The organism is Bacillus sp. MYb56, assembly GCF_002976445.1.
GTDB lineage: Bacteria > Bacillota > Bacilli > Bacillales > Bacillaceae_G > Bacillus_A > Bacillus_A mycoides.
This window is the reverse complement of sequence record NZ_PCOH01000011.1, coordinates 1-21,204: the sequence shown is the minus strand read 5'-3', so window position 1 is coordinate 21,204 and position 21,204 is coordinate 1. Positions and strand designations below refer to the sequence as shown.

Here is a 21,204-nt window from a genome sequence, read left to right as displayed (position 1 = left end):
AGGGAAGGAAGTTTTTTAAATGGGAGACAGAATATTTCTTTCATCACCACATATGAGTGATGAAGGTTATGAAATGCATTATGTTAAGGAAGCTTTCGATACAAATTGGATTGCACCACTTGGGGAAAATGTGAATGGATTCGAAAAAGAATTAGCTATGAAAGTGGGATCTAAGGCAGCGGCAGCACTATCTTCTGGAACAGCTGCAATTCATCTGGCCCTAAAAGCAGCGGAAGTAGGGGAGGGGGATGTTGTTTTTTGTCAAACACTTACATTCTCAGCTACTGCAAATCCTATTATTTATCAAAATGCTACTCCTGTCTTTATAGATAGTGATTATGAAACTTGGAATATGTGCCCTAAAGCATTGGAAGAGGCATTCGAAAAATATCCAAACGTAAGAGCAGTTATAGTGGTTCATCTTTATGGGCTTTCTGCAGATATGGATAAGATCGTTGAACTTTGTAAAAAGTACGGTGTTACTTTAATTGAAGATGCAGCGGAGTCTTTAGGTACTTACTATAAAGGTAAGCATACTGGAAGTTTTGGAGATTATGGTATTTTCTCTTTTAACGGAAATAAGATTATTACTACTTCTGGTGGCGGTATGCTCGTTTCTAATGATAAGGAACGAATTTCAAAAGTAAGATTTTGGGCTACTCAAAGCAGAGATCAAGCAAGACATTATCAACATAGTGAATTAGGCTTTAACTATCGTATGAGTAATGTAGTTGCCGGAATTGGTAGAGGGCAGCTTAAAGTATTAGAGCAGAGAGTTCAGAAGAAAAGATACATATTCGATTTTTATAAGGGAAAATTAGGAAATCTTGAAGGTATTGAGTTTATGCCTAGCAATGATTGGAATGAACCAAACTATTGGCTAAGTTCTATGACTTTGAATGGTAAGATTCGACCAATCGATGTGATGGAAGCTCTTGAAAAGGAAAACATTGAATCTAGACCAGTTTGGAAACCGATGCACTTGCAACCATTCTTTGAGAAGTATGATTTTGTTGGAACAGGTGTAGCAGAGAAGTTATTTGAGAAGGGTGTTTGCTTACCAAGTGATACGAAAATGACGGATGAAGATTTAGATAGAATCGTGAAAATTATTAAAGGATTGTGGTTAGCATAATGAGGAGCTCTAAAGGTAGCGCCTATAGAAAGTTTATAAAAAGACTAATGGATTTTATGCTGTCTTTAATTGCTATTATAGTGCTTAGTCCGGTATTTCTTATAGTAGCTTTTCTCGTGAAAACAAAGTTAGGCAGTCCAGTGTTATTTAAACAAGAGCGACCAGGATTGCATGGGAACATTTTTAAAATGTATAAATTTAGAACAATGACAGATGAAAAAGATGAAAATAGTGAGCTGTTACCTGATAGTGTAAGACTTACTAAGTTCGGTAAATTTTTACGCTCGACATCACTTGATGAGTTACCAGGTCTGTTTAATATTTTTAAAGGTGATATGTCAATTATAGGACCTAGGCCTTTATTAGTTCAGTACCTACCGTTATATAATGAACATCAAAAGCGCCGTCATGAAGTTAGGCCAGGATTATCAGGTTTAGCACAAGTTAACGGTCGGAATGCTATTAGTTGGGAAGACAAATTTAATTACGATGTAGAATATGTAGACAATGTAAGTTTTATTACAGATTGGAAAATTATATTTTTAACTCTCAAGAAAGTCTTTATTAGAGAAGGGATTAATTCAGAAACTGCAGCTACTATGGAACCATTTAAGGGGAGCAGTAAAGGAAGGGTGGAGTTATGAAAAAAAAACTCCTTATAATAGGTGCTGGCGGACACGGAAAAGTTATAGCTGATATTGCATTAAAAATGAATAAATGGAAATATATTGCCTTTCTCGATGATAATGATGGTGTAAAAACTTCAATGGGAATAGAAATAATTGATAAATCAACAAGAGTTTCGGAATATATAAAAGATTATGATGTTTTTGTGGGCATTGGCAATAATGTCATACGAGAAAAGCTTCAAGGACAACTTGAAGCTTTTGGAGCCAGTATACCAATATTAGTCTATCCTAATGCAATTGTTGGCGAACAAGTTCAACTAGGGACAGGATCAGTTGTTATGGCCGGTGTTGTGATAAACTGTTGTACTAATATTGGAAAAGGGTGCATTATTAATACCGCATCTACAATAGATCACGATAACATAATTGAGGATTATGTCCATATATCACCAGGTGCACATTTAGCTGGTACCGTTAAAATAGGCAGGGGTACTTGGTTAGGTATTGGAAGCATAATAAGTAACAATATTAGTATTACTAACCAGTGTAAAATTGGTGCAGGGGCTGTTATTGTTAAAAATATAATTAAAACTGGAACTTATATCGGAGTTCCTGCTAGGAGAGTAGTTTAATGAAAAAAGTACTTATATTAGCAAACAATGATGTTGGTCTATATAAGTTTAGAAAAGAATTAATAAAAGAATTGCTTGAAAAATACGAGGTATATATATCACTTCCTGATGGCGAATTTATTAATGAATTAAAAGAGATGGGGTGTAAATTTATTAATACACCTATTAGCAGAAGAGGGACCAACCCAATAACTGATTTGAAATTAATATACAATTATTGGGAAATTATTAATAAGGTCAAACCTGATGTTGTTTTAACGTATACAATCAAACCTAATATTTATGGTGGATTAATGTGTCGAGTTAATAGGATTCCTTATATAGCTAATATTACGGGGTTGGGTACAGCTGTAGAAAATCATGGAGCACTCCAACGAATTACTTTATTTTTGTATAAAATGGCACTAAAAAAAGCAAAATGTGTATTTTTCCAAAATAAAGAAAATGAAAGCTTTATAAATGAAAGAATTTTTATTAGTAATTATAAATTATTACCTGGATCAGGGGTTAACCTTGAACAATATTCAGTGTTAGATTATCCATCAACGGAGACAGTAAACTTTCTATTTATTGCGCGTGTAATGAAAGAGAAGGGGATTGATCAATATTTAGATGCGGCTAAATATATAAGAGAGAAATATCCAAATACTGTATTCCATATTTTAGGATTTTATGAAGACGAATATGAAGAAAAATTAAAGATAATGCATGAGAAAGGGATAATTCAATATCATGGAATGCAAAGTGATGTCAAAGAGTTTCATAAACTTTCTCATTGTACTATTCATCCTACATATTATCCTGAAGGTATGTCTAATGTATTGCTTGAAAGTGCTGCTTGTGGAAGACCTATCATTACAACTGATAGAAGTGGTTGCCGAGAAATTGTTGAACATGGAGAAAATGGCTTAATTGTTAAGCAACAAAACAGTCAAGATTTAATAGAAAAAATAGAGAGCTTTTTAGGTATGGAGTGGCAAGATAAAGAGAAAATGGGGTTAGCTGGTAGAAAAAAAGTAGAAAAAGAATTTGATAGAAATATTGTTCTAAACGCTTATGTAGAAGTAATAAATAAAATATTTAATAATGTACAGAAATGATTATAAATAAGAGGGTTATATGATATTATGACTAATTCTAAGTCTATGTTACTTAAAGTTATATCGGTTTTTATGGGATCAGCATTTTTTATGGCAGCACAATTTTTAATAATAATCATATTGGCAAGATTAGGTGATGCTAAAGTTGTTGGAGAATTTGGGTTAATGCTAGCAATTACAGGTCCAGTATACATGTTTTTTACAATGCAAATTAGAAATAAAGTTACCAGTGAAGATAGTAATTTATCTTCTTATATTGAAATTGTAATTTTAAATGTAGTATTGGGAACTATAGCATCATTAGTTATTTGCTTTGTTACAAATGCTAGTTCTAACGTAACACAATTGGTTTTAGTTTACTTGCTAGCAAAAAATGTACAATTAGTTTCAGAATTAGTTTATGGATTTTTACAACAACAAGAAAAGCTTCATGAAGTAGGATTTTCAAATTTTATAAAAGGTATTTCATCAACCTTTTTATTCTTTATTTTTTATTATTTAACAAGAGACATTTTATTGGCAACTTTTAGTATAGGCTTGTCGTGGCTGTTTATACTTTTAATATATGATATCCCCAAAATCAATATTAATAGGAAAAAAAATATTAAAGATTACTTGAGATTACCTAATGATATTAAAAAGATTAGTTATTTATATAGGGCTTTATTGCCTTTAGGGATCATTTCTCTTTTATACTCATTAAATACAAATATAACTAGGTATTTTATTACTTATTATATGGATACAGAAAAGTTGGGATACTTCACAGCCCTTTCATATTTAATGATAGCTGGAAATACTCTTGTTGGTGCAATAGGGCAATCTTTTTGCAATAGGTTATCTCGTTATAGTAATCGAGAATCAAAGAGTGATTTTAATAAATTATTTAACAAATTAGTTGCCTTCGGTGTGATGTTAGGCCTGTTAAGTACGTTATTGACTTTTTATCTTGGAGAGTTGTTATTGTACATTCTTTTTGGACCGGAGTATATTGAATACTCTTCACTTTTAACCATTTTAATGGCAGCGACTATTTTTAGATATCCTGCTGAATTTATGGGGTACGCAACTATTGCAACTAAGACCTATAAGAATGAGTTACCTCAACTTATTTTTATGTTAGTTGCCACATGTATTTGTTCGTTTTTATTAATACCTATATGGGGATTATATGGTGCCGCTATTACTTTACTTGTGGGCTCTTGTATTACTGCAATTGGAAGATTTGCAATAATTTTAAGGGTGAATAAAGTAAATGAAAGGAAAGTAAGTTATGAAACACAACAACATGGGTAAGGTTGGAAATTTAATTTCATTACCACTACTAATTAATGTATTACTCGTAATCTTTTTTTCGATTTTTTGTTCAATATCATTTTTGTTCTTAAGCACGAATGAAATATTGACTGTAATTCCTATTGCAATTACAGCTTTATTTATAATTCGAAGAATAGTATTAATAATTTTTCATAAGGTGCCCACTTTGGATATTTGGGCTGTTTTTACTTATACTTCGATATTAATTTTTATTTATTCCCCATTGTACCATTTGATAACTCGTCAACCAATCGCAAATAATTTACCATCTAATTTTACTAGTCTAATCACTTTTATCGCTTGGACTTCGTTACCGATAATACCGTTGTTTTTTTTAGGAAGTTATATTAGAAAAAAGATTAGATGGGGAGCGAAAAAAGAAAATTTTAATAACGGAGAAATAAAGGTACCTAATATTTCTTTACTCGCCCTTCTTTATATACTAGTTGGTTTTAGTGCAAATATGGTTATAGAATCAGGAGTAGGTTTAGGGGTATTAACTGGGACCCTTTATGTTCTAAATGATTTTTTTAGTGTAGGGTTAATATTTTTATATTTTAATTGGGCTAGTAAGGTTCCTAAGCAAGGCAAAGCTGTAAAATTTTTAGGAATAGTATATTTACTAGTTATTGTAGTCTTGATTTCACTATTTAATTTAGATAGAGGAAGCCGATTTTTTATTTTGATCTATTCATTTTGGGGATTGCATATCTATATAAATTATTTAAATAAAAAGTTTAATATCACAAAACTGATAATAATTACACTTGTATTAATACCATTGCTTACACAATATAAGTTATTCAAATATGCAGAATATGATACGAATTATCTTGTAGATAGTAATTATCGAAATTCTATTCAAAATCAATATGAGCAGTTGACGCCTGGTTACACAATTGCTACAGATTTGGGGCGATATTATATTTGGATGTTATATTATCAAGAATTACAACCAAACGGTAATATTGATTACCAGTATGGAAAAACTTATGTTGATGCTATTTTAACTATGTTACCTAGTTGGATTGTACCAAATAAACCCCCAGGAATGATTGCTCTGTCCCATGATGCAGAATCTGGTAGAGGATTTTATGAGCAATATAGACCTACTACGGCAAAAATAGGAGGATTCTGGGCTGAAAGTTATGTAAACTTTGGATTACTAGGGATATGGACTTTAGCAATTATATTTGGCTATTTTTTAGAAGTCATTAATGAAGTAATAAATAGAAATAAACTGGGGAGTATTACACCAATTGTATCTGGCTTGTTAGTGACATTTGGTGCAGAATTTTTGTTACACGATTCAAGATTAATATTATGGCATGTTACAAAGGATTTAGTTTTAATTCTTCCATTAGTAATATATATGAAATTTAGGAAAAAAGAGGTTTAGTATATGAAAATAATTTTCGCTATAAGTTCACAATACTATGAAAATCAAGATGGGATTTGGACAACGACATCATATAATAATACGATGTGGGATGAATATCTTAAAAGTTTGGATGAAATCTTTGTTCTAGCTCCACTAAAAAAAGTAACTACACTCCCAATTGGATGTAAAAAGGCTGATAATAAAAGGATAAAGTTTATCGATTCATCTGCTATTAAGAAAAAAGATGCAATTGGTATAGTAAAAATGAGAAATAAGATTCATTTGTTAGTTAAATCGTTAGATGGTGGAATATTGCATAGTCCATCATTTGAAGCGGAGTTTGCGTTTAGTGCCTTAAAAAAGTATAAAAAGCCTTATGTTGTTGAAAGTAGAGGAGAGCAATCGATGCATGAAGGCTTTTTAAAAGCTAGGGGTATTCCTTTTGCTAAGGTTGTGAAACAAATTTTTCTAAAGATGCACATGAAACATCTTGAAAGCGCATATGGGTGTATTTATGTTTCTAACACTTTAAAAGAAAGATATGCGCCGAAAAATAAAATTAAAGCAGCAGTAATAAGTGATTTAAGATTGCCGGATTCTTTTATAAAAAAATCAAGGGTTTGGGAACAACAGTCAGAACCTTTTAAAATAATTAATGTAGGTAATTTAAGTCCCTATAAGGATCAAAAGACTTTAATAAAAGCGCTTCATTTCATTGTAAAAAACTTTAATTATAATATCCAATTAAATATAGTTGGGAAAGGTCCACTTGAATCTGAATTAAAACAGTTTGTGAAAGATTTAGAAATAGAACAACATGTGAATTTTCATGGTTTTGTACCATGGGGCGAGGAACTTTTTAATTTATATGATCGAAATGATTTATTTGTCCTATCTTCTCTTACTGAGGGTATGCCTAGGGTAGTTCTTGAATCATTAGCTAGAGGACTACCGGTAGTATCAACAGAAGTTTCTGGGTCAATTGAAATTCTACCTAAAGAGTGTATAGCCCCTGTCGGTGATTATGAGGGATTAGCTAAAGCCATTACAAGATTAATGGAGTCTCCTTCTTTACTAAGTGAACTTTCCAGTTTAGGAATTAATGAGATTAAGAATTATAGAGAGAGCATCCTGAAGGAGAAGAAGATAAACTATTTTAATGAATTTAAAGAAGCTTTTAAGGTGGATGGGGATTGATGAAAGAGCCATTAGTTAGTGTTATAATACCAAGTTATAATCCAGGAAGGTTAATAGAATTTGCGGTAAAAAGTATAGAAAATCAAACGTACACAAATAAAGAAATTATTATTATAGATGATGGATCAACTGATGGAACGATTGAATGGTTAGAAAATAATAAGAAAAGATTTAAATATGTTACTCAGAAAAATAGTGGGGCTTCTAGCGCAAGGAACAAGGGAGTCAGTGTTGCTAATGGGGCTTTTGTTGCTTTTCTTGATGCCGATGATATTTGGTTTCCTAATAAACTCGAAAAACAAATGGGAATTTTCAAAGAAGAAAAAGACATTTCTTTTGTATTCTCAAATGGCCTGATAATACATGATGATATTGAAACTGATAGTATAATTTCGGAGAATCATGAAAAAGTATTTGATTTATACACTTTACCCCCAAGAGTAATAGATTTTGATTGGAATTTTCGTATCCATTCAGTACCTACAAGTAGCCTTCTTGTAAGAAAAGATGATTTTCTGAAAGTAGGGGGATTTCCAACCTTAGTTCAAGGGGAGGATTTCGCTCTACTACAATTATTACTAACTTATAATAAAGGTTATGCTTTTGCTGAGCCTTTAATGTGCTATAGAAGACATCAGAATAATACAAGTTCATCTATACAAAAGGTATCTATGAAAAAAAGACTAGGAAAGATTTTAAATAAGGATTTAGCAAGAATTACATTATTCAATATTTTGAAAGAAAATAATCATCCAATACCAAAAATTATTAATAAATATAGGATTTATCCAGTTCCTTTTAGAATGCTTGCATTGTTTATTTGGAGATTAAAATATGGGGCAAATAAAAATAAAGTAAAACAGGATATTATTAATTATCTAATGGGGAGGGCTTGAAAAAATTGAGAGGAAGAGAGAAAGCAAAAAAACTCCAAATTTTACTAAAAATAATGGTGGGTATTTGGAATTTATTCCCACGGAAGATATTGTATTCTTTATTAGGGTTAAATCGAAATTTACCAGGATATTTAGGTTTAGGGATAAGATATACTATATTTAAAGTTTTATGCAAATCTTGTGGAGATAATGTTTTAATTAAACCTGGAGTATATTTCTTTAAGTTAGAAAATTTAGTAGTAGGGGATAATGTTAGCTTCCATCCTCTATGTTACATTGACGCTACTGGTGGAGTAGAAATAAAAAAGGATGTTTCAATTGCACATAATTGTACAATTGTATCTTTTGAACATGATTATACTTCGGGGACTGTATATAGGGATAATCCAGTAATTCCAAAATCTATTAGTATAGGTTCTAATGTCTGGTTAGGGGCAGGAGTAAGAGTCTTATCGGGAACGATTATTGAGGATAATGTTGTTATTGGCGCGGGTTCAATTGTTAAGGGGAGGGCAACTAAGAATTCGTTATATGCTGGAGTGCCTGCAAAAAAAATAAAAGGGATTTAGTTCTATTTTATTTGGGTACTAAGTTAAGAAATTATTTTAGTTAGTTTTTAAAAGGAAATGAATATCAAATTAAGTTATTAATATAAGGTAGTATGGTGCTTGTCTCTTCTATATTATTGAGGGATATAGAATTGTGAATTAAGATATGAAGAGGAAGGTAAATATGTACAAAATAGCAGTAGCAGGAACAGGGTATGTTGGTCTGGTAGCAGGTGTATGTTTTGCTGAGGTTGGTCATCAAGTAACTTGCGTTGATATTGATGAGAAAAAAGTTGAATTAATGAAATCAGGTGTTTCACCAATTTATGAAGCTGATTTAGAGGGTTTAATGCAGAAAAATTATGCTGCTGGAAGAATTAATTATACAACGGATTACAAGTCAGCATATAAAGATGCAGATGCAATTTTCATTGGTGTAGGAACTCCTGAACAAGCTGATGGTTCTGCAAACCTTTCATATATTGCAACCGTTGCAAAACAAATTGCTGAAAGTGTAGAAAAGGATTGCCTTATTGTTGTAAAATCAACCGTTCCAATTGGAACAAATGACAAAGTAGAGCAGTTTATTCAGGACTTTTTAGTTAATGATGTGAAAGTAGAAGTGGCATCAAATCCAGAATTTTTAGCTCAAGGATCTGCGGTTCATGATACGCTATATGCAGAAAGAATTGTTATTGGTACAGAAAGTAAATGGGCTGAAAAAGTGTTAATGGATCTGTATAAACCATTCCATTTACCTATCGTTTCAGTAAATAGAAGATCAGCAGAGATGATTAAATATGCTTCTAATGATTTCCTAGCTCTTAAGATTTCTTATATGAATGATATTGCTAATCTTTGTGAGTTAGTTGGTGCGGATATTCAAGATGTTGCAAAAGGTATGAGCTTTGATGAGCGTATTGGAAGCAAATTTTTAAATGCAGGTATTGGGTTTGGAGGATCATGCTTCCCTAAAGATACTAAAGCATTAGAGTACTTAGCGAGACAAAACGGTTATGAATTAAGAACGATAAAAGCTGCCATTGATGTAAATAAAGATCAAAAGACTCTATTATACAAAAAAGCGAGTCAAAGATTAATTACTTTTAACGGTCTTAAAGTGGTGGTATTAGGATTGACATTTAAACCTGGTACAGATGATTTAAGAGAAGCTGCATCTTTTGAAAATATTCCTCTACTGTTAGAGCAAGGCGCAGATATTTATGCATTTGATCCAGTAGGTGCGAATAACTTTGCTAAAGTGTATCCAGAGGGAAAAAATAAGAACGGTAATATCACATATGCTACGGATATTGAACAAGCTTTAGAAGGTGCAAACGTCTGCTTTATTTTCACAGAATGGGGAGAAGTGAAGGCATTAACTCCAGAAATTTATAAAACATTAATGCGAACACCTCTAATTTATGATGGTAGAAACATTTATGATGTGCAAGCAATGCAAGAAGCAGGCATAGAATATCATTCTATTGGTAGAAAATCAACAAGTAGAGATTGCATGAAGGAGTTGAATAACAGTGATTTACAAGCCTCTAGATAAAAATAAAATATACCTTATTACTGGAGCCGCTGGTTTTGTAGGATACTTCTTATCTAAAAAATTACTAGAGCAAGGTTGCAAAGTAATAGGTGTTGATAATATAAATGATTATTATGATGTGAATCTTAAATATGCTCGTTTGGAGCAACTTAAGCCATATGAGAAATTTACCTTCATTAAAGGGGATATTTCTGATAAGGATATGATTACTAAAATCTTTGAAGAGTACAAGCCAAATATTGTAGTGAATTTAGCTGCACAAGCTGGCGTGAGATATTCAATTGAAAATCCAGATGTATATATTCAAAGTAATATTATTGGTTTTTATAATATTCTCGAAGCATGTAGATATTACCCAGTCGATCATCTTGTATATGCATCATCTAGTTCCGTTTATGGAGCAAATAAAAAGGTTCCTTTTGAGGAAACAGATTTTGTAGATAATCCAGTATCACTTTATGCATCTACTAAGAAATCAAATGAACTAATGGCTCATACGTATAGTCATTTGTATAAAATTCCTGCTACTGGACTTCGTTTCTTTACGGTGTACGGTCCTATGGGACGTCCGGATATGGCTTACTTTGGATTTACTGATAAGTATTTTGCTGGGGAGTCAATCAAGATATTTAATAATGGTGATTTTGAAAATGACCTATATCGTGATTTTACTTATATAGATGATATTGTTGAGGGAATTCAACGTCTTTTAAGTAATCCACCTAAAGGTGATGTTGAACATAAAGTATTCAATATTGGAAACAATAACCCTGAAAAATTAATGGTGTTTATTGAAACATTAGAGAAAGTACTAGGTAAAGCTTTAGGAAGGGAAGTGGCATTTGAAAAGGTGTTTGAGCCTATTAAACCAGGAGATGTACCAGCTACTTATGCATCAACTGATTTATTACAGAAGGCTGTAGATTTTAAACCTGAAACTTCTATAGAAAAAGGCTTACAGGAGTTTGCTAATTGGTATGTAGAGTATTATAAAGTGAAATAATATTGATTATGCTTTTGGGAAAGAAAAATCCATCAAAGGTTTAGGTTACTTAAGATAGAATATACTTTGATATAATGGTTATAGAATTTCATTCTTAGTATAAGAGACTAAATTGATACTTTTATTATCTGGATATTTATTCAGAATGATGGAAAGAAGAGGTCTATAATAATGAAAAAGAAAATCTTATTTTGGATATTAGGAATCATAGGAGTATTAATTATAGGTGGAGGAGTCTACGCTTATAATATATATTCTTCTGTTTCAAAAACATTAGATGAAGTTCATGAACCTTTAAAGCGTGATCAAAATAATAAACAAGAAGAAAAAATCAATAAATCTGAACCTGTTTCAATCCTATTACTAGGTGCAGATGAACGCGGTGAAGATAAAGGACGTTCTGACTCTTTAATGGTTATTACTTTAAATCCGAAAAACAATTCTATGAAGACGTTAAGTATCCCTCGTGATACGTATACGGAAATTGTCGGTAAAGGAAAAAGTGATAAAATTAACCATGCTTATGCGTTTGGTGGAGTAGATATGTCTGTTGCAACAGTGGAGAAGTTCTTAAACATTCCAATTAATTACTATGTGGAAGTTAATATGGAAGGATTTAAGGATATTGTTGATGCGGTCGGTGGTGTAGATGTTAATAATGATTTAGAATTCTCACTTGAAGGAAAACACTTCCAAAAGGGTGATATTCATTTAACAGGTGATCAGGCTTTAGTATATACTCGTATGCGTAAAGAAGATCCACGCGGCGATTTCGGTCGTCAAATGCGTCAACGTCAAGTGATGCAAGCTGTTATTAAAAAGGGCGCAAATTTCTCTTCACTTACAAGTTATGGTGATGTATTAACAGCGATTCAAAAGAACGTGAAAACAAATTTAACGCAAGATCAAATGTTTGATATGCAAAAGAATTATAAAGATTGTTTACAAAATAGTGAAGATATTCAAATCTCAGGTGACGGACATAAAGCAGCTGATGGTATTTGGTACTACTATGTTCCAGAAGCAGCGAAAAAAGATTTAACGAATAAATTAAGAACATATCTAGAGTTAAAATAAGTAATAATAGGAATAAACCCGTCTCTTTTGGAAAGAGTCGGGTTTATTTTTTATGTTTTTATATTAGTATTATATAATGTAAGACTATTAGACGAGGTAAATCGATGAGTGAAAAAGCAATAACGATCCTTGTTATGTTCGTATTGTCTGTAGCTGCTATTGTAAGTGGTAAGATACACTGGAATAAAAAAGTTGCGAATGCAACAGCACAAACAAATGAAGTACAAACGACAAAGACTAAAGTAGAGAATACGAAGACGAAAAAGGAAGAAGAAAAGCAAGATGCAAAGGTATCTTTTAATGAAGCATATGCAAAGAATTTACCAGATGCAGTAAAAGAGAAATTTAAAAAAGCCGCAGCTGATAAGAAGGCAGTAAACATTGTTATTGTTGGTGATGAGGCTTTTTCACCTGCAAAGGATGCTTGGGTGTCTAAGTTTGTATCGAATTTAGATGCCAATTATGGAAAAGGTCTATGGAATGAGACGGTTAAGGAATACAAGAATGAAAGCACTGAGGAACTGATTACGAATAAACGTGCTCAAGATATTGCGAAAGAAAATCCAGATGTTATTTTATTTGAAGCACCGTTCATTACAGACAATAATAAAACGGGTAATGGAAATTCTGTCGCTAATGCACAAAAGTTTGTTGGAGAACTTTCTAGTAGTGCGAAAGATGCTACGATTATGATCCAACCATCAAATCCAGTGTATGGTGCGAAAAATTATCCGAAAGCAATTGAAGCAAAATGGTTATGCATATATTGACCATTGGGAAGCGTGGCCAAATGCAACTACGAAGGAGATTTTACCGTACTTACAAGAGGAGTTCGGTTTCCCAGGTGCTAAAGGATATGAAATTTGGGCACAATATGTTACGGACTATTTTGTAGCTAAATAATATGCATAAATCAGAAGGTATACGTTAAATCGTATACCTATTATAATAGGGAAGTAACTATAAGATTCTAACATATGAGCGGGAGGAAGAACATGAGTTCAATTTTAGTATGCGGTGGAGCTGGTTACATCGGTTCTCACGCTGTAAAAAAATTAATAGATGAAGGCCTATCTGTAGTAGTAGTTGATAATTTACAAACTGGGCATGAAGATGCGATTACAGAGGGTGCAAAGTTTTATAAAGGGGACCTTCGTGATAAAGGTTTTCTAAGAGATGTTTTTAAACAAGAAAATATTGAGGCGGTTATGCATTTTGCAGCTGATTCTTTAGTTGGCGTTAGTATGGAGAAACCGCTTCAATATTATAATAATAATGTGTACGGTGCACTTTGCTTGCTAGAAGTAATGGATCAGTTCAAAGTAGATAAATTTATCTTCTCTTCTACTGCAGCAACTTATGGTGAGGTAGATGTTGATCTTATTACTGAAGAGACGGTAACAAATCCAACGAATACGTATGGAGAGACGAAGTTAGCGATTGAAAAGATGCTTCATTGGTATAGCCAAGCTTCTAATTTAAAGTATAAGATTTTTAGATACTTTAATGTAGCTGGTGCAACGCCAAACGGTATTATTGGTGAAGATCACCGTCCTGAGACTCATCTTATTCCTTTAGTTTTACAAGTAGCTTTAGGACAACGTGAGAAGATTATGATGTTTGGTGAAGACTATAATACACCAGATGGTACTTGTATTCGTGATTATATTCATGTCGAAGATTTAGTAGCAGCTCATTTCCTTGGTCTTAAAGACTTACAAAAAGGCGGGGAAAGTGATTTCTATAACTTAGGAAATGGTAATGGTTTCAGTGTTAAAGAAATCGTTGAAGCTGTTCGTGAAGTTACGAATCATGAAATCCCAGCAGAAGTAGCACCAAGAAGAGCGGGAGATCCAGCACGTCTAGTTGCTTCTTCACAAAAGGCGAAAGAGAAATTAGGATGGAATCCACAGTATGTAGAGGTTAAAACAATTATTGAACACGCGTGGAATTGGCATCAGGAGAAACCTCATGGCTATGAGAAGTAAGTAGAAATGAAAAAGAGAGGGTATCGTCGTTCAATATATGTTCGACAATACCCTCTCTTTTTTTGTATGATTTTTGCTATACTAAACTGTACTATAATACAGGATGGAAGGAGGAGAATGATGAAAATACTTGTAGTTGATGATGAATCGAGTATTCGTAATTTGATTCGGATGCAGTTAGAAATGGAAGGGTATGAAGTACTGACGGCAGCTGATGGGAGAGAAGCTTTAGAGAGATGGAATGAGCAGCCGGATGTACTCATTTTAGATGTGATGCTTCCTGATACGGATGGGTATGAGTTATTACGTTTATTCCGAGAGAAGGATCGTGATATTCCAGTGCTTATGCTAACAGCGAAGAGTCAGATGAATGATAAATTGCTTGGCTTGCAGCTTGGTGCGGACGATTATGTGACGAAGCCTTTTAATTATGCGGAGCTTATTCTTCGTGTGAAAAATATGAGTCGGCGTGTGAGGAAGGAGGAAGTGTCTTCTACTCATGAGGTGATCCGAGCAGGAGAATTGGTAATTTGTCCAAAGGAAAGAAAGGTACATGTGAGTGGACAGGAAATTCAGTTAACGTATCGAGAGTTTAATTTATGTCAGTTGTTTGTTTCGAATCCTCAGCGTGTGTTTATGAGAGATGAGTTACTTGAGAAAGTATGGGGCTTTGAGTATATCGGAAATACGAGAGCGGTTGATATTATGGTGCAAAGGCTTCGAAAGAAACTAGGGAATAGCGGAGAGTATATTAAGACAATTTATGGTGTGGGTTATAAGCTTGATTGCTAAAAGGTGATGATATGTCTTTAAAACGAAATATGGTGTTTGGAATAGTTGGATTGTTGATTCCAATTCTTGTCCTTTTATACGCGGTTGTTTATATTGCACTGGAGAAGAATGTGTATCATAATGCGGCGGATTCTTTAGAAAAGTTAAGTGTGGAAGCGCAAATTTATACGATGAATTATTTAGAGAAGGAAGCAGAAGTAGAGACGTTAGGTCCTAATTCGCTTTTAATTGCTTCGTATTTAGCGAAGCGAATGGATGTCCGGGTGCAGATGATTGGGAAGAATGGAGATGTTGTTGCAGATACACAAAAAGGAGCATTACTTCATCGGAATATTGATATTGAGAGTTCTTTGAAGGGAAAGAAATCTTATGTTTTCGAGGAGGGAGACCCAGCTCCAATTCTTTTGTTTTCAAGTCCGGTTTATTATGGAAACGATGTCATTGGGAGTATTCGTTTTATAAATGAGTTAACGGATGAGAAGGAAGTTTTAACAAATGTGAGTTGGACGTTTTTGATGACGTCGCTTTGTTTAGTAGCTGCTGGTATTTTCTTTGCGATTCGTTTGGCAAAGTCTCTTCATAAACCAATTGATCAGTTAAGGCAAATGGCGCATCGGCTTGCGAATGGGGATTATGAAAGTAAGATTGAGCTAAATGAGTATGTGGAGATTGCACAGCTTTCAGCATCCTTTAATGCGATGGCTGATGGGATTGAACTGCATATTAAGCAGCTGAAGGAAGAGAAAGAGAAACAGAAAGATTTCTTAGACCGCATTACACATGAGCTGAAAACACCGCTTACGGCAATTATCGGTTATGTGGATTTGATTCCGAAGTTACAATCGAAGGAGGATGTGCAGGAGAGTCTCCGTTATGTGGCTGTAGAAAGTGAGCGTCTATTATCACTTGTAGAGGAATTACTTAAGTCTTCAAAGTACGGGACGAGTACGTTTGAAGTGTCACCTACAGTCGTGAATATAAAAGAATTGGCAGAAGAAGCGGTTTCGATTGTGAAACTCAGGTTGCAGCAGTTTGAAATTGAAGTTATGAATGAGTTAATGGAAGTACACGTTGTTGCGGATTTTGATAAGACGAAGCAAATTTTCTTGAATGTACTTGATAATGCGATTAAATATAGTGATGCTACGCAAGTTCGTATGAATGTAATTATAAATGAGCAGGAAGCGAAAATTTTTGTTCATGATGATGGTATTGGTATGGATGAAGGTGTTCTTGCAGAATGGAATGAGTCTCCGGAAGGTAAAGTGCTTCTTTCTAGTTACGGGAATGGCTATGGCTTATACATTTGTCAGGAGATTATGAAGAAGCAAGGCGGGAGTATGCGAATTGAGAGTAGTGAAGAAATGGGAACTACAATATGTATGACATTTTTACTCCCAAGACGGATGGAAGACATAAAAAACTTGAAAGCGGTTAAATGATACATTTATGAAACAATTATGCGGTATTTTCGAAACAACGTTTTTTTATCTTGGAGGTAGGCAGAAATGAAAAGGCTATCATTTCAAATTCTTATGTTTGTCTTTTGTATGATCGGTTCTCTTATTTTGTTTTATGTTATTGAGAAGCAAATATATAATCGAATCACAATTGTGGATGACAAACAAGCCGTTTTACAAAGAGTGAATGAATCCCTTCCTACTGAAGTGAAAGTAAGGCATGAGAAGTGGGGAGAAATTGTTGTAACGGATGAAGTTCGTTTGCATACGATTGTTTCATTCTTTGACCGAATTCGAATAGAACCGAGAGAAGCGAGGAATCAAGAACAAGTATTTACTGGAGAAGTAACGTACTTGAATGGACATAAACGTACTTTTGCAGTAGGTGACTTGTTCCAGTACGAGGCTAATGTATACGGAAAGAATGGCACGGATCCGATGATCTCAGCATTTCAAACGTATTTGTTAAGTCTGTATTATACACCAGAGCGCATTAGTAATTTCTTTGCGGAGGCAAAGGAAGTTGTAGTGAGGCAAGGGGATGTAATACGTACTATAGATCTTACGCAAATATTTGATTCTATTCGATACGCAAAGCAAATTACAGATTACGGAGAAATTCAGAAATTATTACAATCACAGAATGAGCCGATTGCTTATATTACTGCCTATAAAACAGGCAAACGTGTAAAGAATGAGCGGGAGGATATTCTAACTATTTCTGTGTATCCATCGTACTTTGTTGTGCAATATCTCGGTGATAATAACGGGAATGTCATGTATATGAAGGGCTCCCTAGCAGAATTCCTTGTAAAGGAGAGTGTGTCATGAGAAAGATAGCCTTTTTCTTCTTTTTGCTAGTAATCGGAGGAGCGATGTCTAGTTGCTCTCGAGATACAACCTCTATTAAATATAATAAAAGTGGTCTCCCTATTTTGGATGATCGTCATCTCGTTGCGTATGTAGCGGCCCGCGAGGAAGTTGGTGAAGCTTTGCTTTCGTCATTTTGTAAACAACGCGGGTGTACATATGAATTTATTCGTCTATCGACAGAAGAACTTCTTCGGAGAGTAGAAGAGGAAGCTGGAAATCCGAAGGCGGATATTATTATTGGCGGTACAGTAGATGCGCATCAAATGATGAAGCAAAAGAACCTTTCTATTCCTGTTACGACCCAGCATGCGAATCGTATTTCAAAGACTGTTAAAGATAAAGATGGTTATTGGTACGGTTATGAAGTGGAGAAACTGGCAATCGCGATTAATAAAGAGCGGTGGAATGAAGAAATAGCGCCGCTCGGTCTTCCCTATCCATCAAGGTGGCAAGATTTATTAGATCCGGTATATACGGGTAAGATTGCAATGCCTGATCCAAATGTTTCCGGCACAGCATATACTTTGTTTCAATCACTTATTGATACTTTAGGTGAAGAAGAAGCGAAAGAGTATGTTAAGAATCTTGCAAGGCAAGTTGGTGAAGTAACGGTGAATGGTTATATGCCCGCAGAACTGGTTGCGAGCGGTGAATATATGATAGGCATCAATTTTGCGGGAGATCAGAGAATGCTTCAGAAACAAGGCTTTCCTATTGTAAGTAATGAACCTGAGCAAACAGGCTTATCTGTTAATGCGATTTCGAAACTGAAGCGTGCACCGAGTGGTTTTATAGCGGACTTATTTATTGATTATTGTTTATCAGAAGAAGCGGGGCACATTTTAGAAAAAGTTTCGTTTGGCGTACCAACGATGTTTGCGAAGAATCAGAAAGAGATAGAAGGTCAGCCAGTTAGAAGGACGAACAAAAATATATCAAATAGTGGAATAATCGAGATATGGAATAGACAGCGTCTCTCTCAGCAGTGAGAAAAGGAGACGAAAGAATATGTTTAAATGGCTTAAGCCAGCACCTGCAATTGAGAGATTGCCGGCAGATATGATTGACAGGGTATACAAATTATTACGTATTCGTGTGCTAATGGGAATTTCAGTTGGGTATGCTGCTTATTATTTAGTGCGCAGTAACTTTACGTTATCAAGTACGTATTTAGTACAAGAATATGGTTTTAGTACAGCTGAAATTGGATTGCTAGGTTCAGTAATGGCAATTGTTTATGGATTTAGTAAGTTCTTTATGGGGAATTTATCGGATAAAGCTTTCGCCCAGCGCTTTATCGCAGTCGGATTATTCTTATCAGGGCTTGTAAATATTTGCTTCGGTTTTGCATCTTCATTTGGGATGATTGTTACATTACTTGTCTTAAATGGTATTGTACAAGGTATGGGAGCACCACCTTGTAGTATCGTTATGACGAAATGGTTCTCGAAGAAAGAACGTGGTACGAAAACAGGTATTTGGAATATTTCACATAACGTTGGTGGAATGCTAGTACCGCCCCTTGTCGGAATTGGTGTAGGTATTTTCGGTGAAAATCATTGGCAGGGCGGGGTATTTATTTTCCCAGCGATTATCGCAATGGTAATTGCAGTTCTTGTTTGGATTAATGCGAAGGATACACCAGAATCTGAAGGTCTTCCTCCAATTGATGAGTATCGTAATGACTATGAAAATCTTGAAAAAGCAGATAATGCTAATAAGATGTCACCAAAAGAAATTTTAATGAAATATGTAGTGACAAATAAGTTCGTTTGGTATTTATGTATTGCGAATGCATTTGTTTACTTAATTCGTTTCGGTGTTATTAACTGGGTTCCGCTTTATTTAACGACAGTTAAAGGTTTTTCAAAAGCAGAAGCGCATGCTGCATACGCGATTTTTGAAGGTATGGCAATTCCAAGTTCATTAATCGTTGGTCTTTTAAGTGATAAGTTATTTAAAGGAAAACGTATGCCATTATGTATTATGAGTATGGCCGGAGTTGTTGTTGGTACGGTTGTATATTGGCAAGCATCTAGCGTACTTGTTGTAAGTATTGCAGTTTCTATTATCGGTTGTTTAATTTACGTACCACAGTTTTTAATCGGTTTAAGTGCGATGGAATTAGTACCGAAATTTGCAGTAGGTACAACAGTTGGTATGTGTGGTCTGTTCGGTTATGTAGGCGGAAGTCTTGTAGCAAACGCAGCAATTGGTGTTATTGTTGATCGTTCTGGCTGGGATGGCTGCTTCATCTTACTATTAGCAGGCGGTATTTTATCAACAGTATTCTTATTTATCGTTCAACGTGGACATGAGAGAAAAGGTCCTAAAGTGGCGTAATAGTTTATTCAGAAAAGCGATCCAATCATTATTTTGGATCGCTTTTTTTATATAAAGAAACCTTTCCTTAAAACTATCTTAAAAGATAGAATGTCATATTTCTAATCATTGGTATTTTTGTTACAATATAAATGATTGTGTAAAACTTTGTAAAATGAGTGTAACAATGTAAGTGGGGATGCAATTTTCCGAAAGTTTTATACAATTAAATAGCTATTAAACTATTAAGATATAAAAGGAGAGAGAATATGTTACCAAATACGGTTCGTACTCCAAACAAGAAGAAGAAATGGATTATCATCGGAGTTATTGCACTAATTGTTATTGTAGCAGCAGTTAATATTTTTGTTATGCAAGGTAAGAAGAAAGGTACGGCTAATACAGATGCTGTAAGTTTTGAGAAAGTGACAGAGCGTAAGCTTAATAATACGAAGTTAATTTCGGGTCAGGTGAAGCCAGGGAATATTGAAAGTTTTTATGCGGATCCGACTAAAGGAAAAGTGAAAGATATTGCAGTGAAAGAAGGACAAGAGGTAGAAAAAGGAACGAAACTATTCTCTTATGATAATGAAGAAATTAATCTTCAAATGAAGCAAGCTGATCTTGATCAGAAGATGGCTGATATGCGTTACGATCAAGGGAAAAAGAAGATTGATTCATTGAAGAAAGAAATTAAGAAGGTAAAAGATGGCGGGGCTGGGAAAGAAGTAACAGACCCAATGGAAGAGCAAGTAAGCGAGTTAGAAATGGCTCAGAAAACAACTGACCTTGAGAAAGAAAAAGGGAAGTTACAAAAAGAAGAGTTAAGTAAAAAACAGAAAGAACTTACGATTTATAGTAATTTTACTGGTGTTGTACAGAAGTTAGATAAGGATGCAGCGCAAAGTTCATCTCAGGCATTAGGTGGTCAAGGGAAAGCATTTTTACAAGTTGCTTCTAAAGACCCGTTCCAGGTTCAAGGGACTTTAACAGAGCTTCAAAAGTCACAAATTCAAAAAGATCAAACGTTCACTGTAACTGCGAAAGCAAATAATAAGAAGAAGTGGACAGGTAAGATTACGGAAGTAAGTGAATTCCCAACGAGTGCAGAGATGGCTCAAGCTGCTGGTGAGGGAACTCAAAATATGTCTCAATATACATATAAAGCAAGTCTTGATAGCCAAGATGGTTTATCTCCAGGTTATCACGTTTCTCTGCAAGTAAATTTAGAGAATAAGACGATGATTGCTGTTCCAAGTAAGAGCATTGTAGAAAAAGGCGAAGATGCATTTGTTT

The 21,204-nt window shown here is 34.2% G+C and carries 19 protein-coding genes and 1 pseudogene; all 20 read left to right on the top strand.

Annotated elements, in window-relative coordinates; all coding sequences use genetic code 11:
• Nucleotides 1-19 precede the first annotated feature (19 nt).
• Nucleotides 20-1,135: a DegT/DnrJ/EryC1/StrS family aminotransferase gene (locus CQ058_RS14990; RefSeq protein ID WP_105589811.1), complete on the top strand. Its 1,116-nt coding sequence runs from the start codon at nucleotides 20-22 to the stop codon at nucleotides 1,133-1,135.
• On the top strand, nucleotides 1,135-1,779 hold the full coding sequence (locus CQ058_RS14985) for a sugar transferase (RefSeq protein ID WP_105589810.1): 645 nt from the start codon (nucleotides 1,135-1,137) through the stop codon (nucleotides 1,777-1,779). The genes CQ058_RS14990 and CQ058_RS14985 overlap by 1 nt, the downstream gene beginning before the upstream one ends.
• Nucleotides 1,776-2,396, top strand: coding sequence for an acetyltransferase (locus tag CQ058_RS14980; protein WP_105589809.1), 621 nt, complete (start codon nucleotides 1,776-1,778; stop codon nucleotides 2,394-2,396). The genes CQ058_RS14985 and CQ058_RS14980 overlap by 4 nt, the downstream gene beginning before the upstream one ends.
• The gene (locus CQ058_RS14975; RefSeq protein WP_105589808.1) at nucleotides 2,396-3,496 is read left to right on the top strand and encodes a glycosyltransferase family 4 protein; all 1,101 of its coding nucleotides are present in this window, start codon (nucleotides 2,396-2,398) and stop codon (nucleotides 3,494-3,496) included. Before CQ058_RS14980 ends, CQ058_RS14975 begins: the two co-directional genes overlap by 1 nt.
• A 27-nt stretch (nucleotides 3,497-3,523) precedes the next feature.
• Complete coding sequence (locus CQ058_RS14970) at nucleotides 3,524-4,792, top strand: oligosaccharide flippase family protein (RefSeq protein ID WP_105589807.1); 1,269 nt, start codon at nucleotides 3,524-3,526, stop codon at nucleotides 4,790-4,792.
• Nucleotides 4,793-4,970: 178 nt separating this feature from the next.
• The gene (locus tag CQ058_RS14965) at nucleotides 4,971-6,212 is read left to right on the top strand and encodes a hypothetical protein (RefSeq protein WP_258169467.1); all 1,242 of its coding nucleotides are present in this window, start codon (nucleotides 4,971-4,973) and stop codon (nucleotides 6,210-6,212) included.
• A 3-nt stretch (nucleotides 6,213-6,215) separates the two neighbouring features.
• On the top strand, nucleotides 6,216-7,391 hold the full coding sequence (locus tag CQ058_RS14960) for a glycosyltransferase family 4 protein (protein WP_105589805.1): 1,176 nt from the start codon (nucleotides 6,216-6,218) through the stop codon (nucleotides 7,389-7,391).
• Entirely contained in the window at nucleotides 7,391-8,287 is an 897-nt protein-coding gene (locus tag CQ058_RS14955) for a glycosyltransferase family 2 protein (RefSeq protein WP_105589804.1), read from the top strand. The genes CQ058_RS14960 and CQ058_RS14955 overlap by 1 nt, the downstream gene beginning before the upstream one ends.
• Nucleotides 8,288-8,292: 5 nt before the next feature.
• The gene (locus CQ058_RS14950) at nucleotides 8,293-8,856 is read left to right on the top strand and encodes an acyltransferase (protein ID WP_258169463.1); all 564 of its coding nucleotides are present in this window, start codon (nucleotides 8,293-8,295) and stop codon (nucleotides 8,854-8,856) included.
• Nucleotides 8,857-9,019: 163 nt separating this feature from the next.
• A complete protein-coding gene (locus CQ058_RS14945; RefSeq protein WP_105589802.1) occupies nucleotides 9,020-10,393 on the top strand; it encodes a UDP-glucose dehydrogenase family protein in 1,374 nt (457 codons plus the stop codon).
• On the top strand, nucleotides 10,371-11,396 hold the full coding sequence (locus tag CQ058_RS14940; protein ID WP_105589801.1) for a GDP-mannose 4,6-dehydratase: 1,026 nt from the start codon (nucleotides 10,371-10,373) through the stop codon (nucleotides 11,394-11,396). Before CQ058_RS14945 ends, CQ058_RS14940 begins: the two co-directional genes overlap by 23 nt.
• A 171-nt stretch (nucleotides 11,397-11,567) precedes the next feature.
• Nucleotides 11,568-12,473, top strand: coding sequence for a polyisoprenyl-teichoic acid--peptidoglycan teichoic acid transferase TagU (tagU, locus tag CQ058_RS14935; RefSeq protein WP_105589800.1), 906 nt, complete (start codon nucleotides 11,568-11,570; stop codon nucleotides 12,471-12,473).
• Between the two features lie 104 nt (nucleotides 12,474-12,577).
• Nucleotides 12,578-13,376 (top strand): annotated as a pseudogene (locus tag CQ058_RS14930) (SGNH/GDSL hydrolase family protein).
• 92 nt (nucleotides 13,377-13,468) lie between these two features.
• Entirely contained in the window at nucleotides 13,469-14,461 is a 993-nt protein-coding gene (galE, locus tag CQ058_RS14925; RefSeq protein ID WP_105589799.1) for a UDP-glucose 4-epimerase GalE, read from the top strand.
• A gap of 120 nt (nucleotides 14,462-14,581) precedes the next feature.
• Complete coding sequence (locus CQ058_RS14920) at nucleotides 14,582-15,253, top strand: response regulator transcription factor (RefSeq protein WP_002191221.1); 672 nt, start codon at nucleotides 14,582-14,584, stop codon at nucleotides 15,251-15,253.
• A gap of 11 nt (nucleotides 15,254-15,264) precedes the next feature.
• Nucleotides 15,265-16,695 (top strand): HAMP domain-containing sensor histidine kinase, encoded by a 1,431-nt coding sequence (locus tag CQ058_RS14915; RefSeq protein WP_105589798.1) that lies wholly within the window; start codon nucleotides 15,265-15,267, stop codon nucleotides 16,693-16,695.
• 66 nt (nucleotides 16,696-16,761) lie between these two features.
• A complete protein-coding gene (locus CQ058_RS14910) occupies nucleotides 16,762-17,544 on the top strand; it encodes a DUF3919 family protein (RefSeq protein WP_105589797.1) in 783 nt (260 codons plus the stop codon).
• On the top strand, nucleotides 17,541-18,575 hold the full coding sequence (locus CQ058_RS14905) for an ABC transporter substrate-binding protein (RefSeq protein WP_002143816.1): 1,035 nt from the start codon (nucleotides 17,541-17,543) through the stop codon (nucleotides 18,573-18,575). The genes CQ058_RS14910 and CQ058_RS14905 overlap by 4 nt, the downstream gene beginning before the upstream one ends.
• A 19-nt stretch (nucleotides 18,576-18,594) precedes the next feature.
• Nucleotides 18,595-19,929: an MFS transporter gene (pgtP, locus tag CQ058_RS14900; protein WP_002184617.1), complete on the top strand. Its 1,335-nt coding sequence runs from the start codon at nucleotides 18,595-18,597 to the stop codon at nucleotides 19,927-19,929.
• A 248-nt stretch (nucleotides 19,930-20,177) separates the two neighbouring features.
• A partial coding sequence (locus CQ058_RS14895) for an efflux RND transporter periplasmic adaptor subunit (protein ID WP_105589796.1) occupies nucleotides 20,178-21,204 on the top strand: 1,027 nt, incomplete at its 3' end.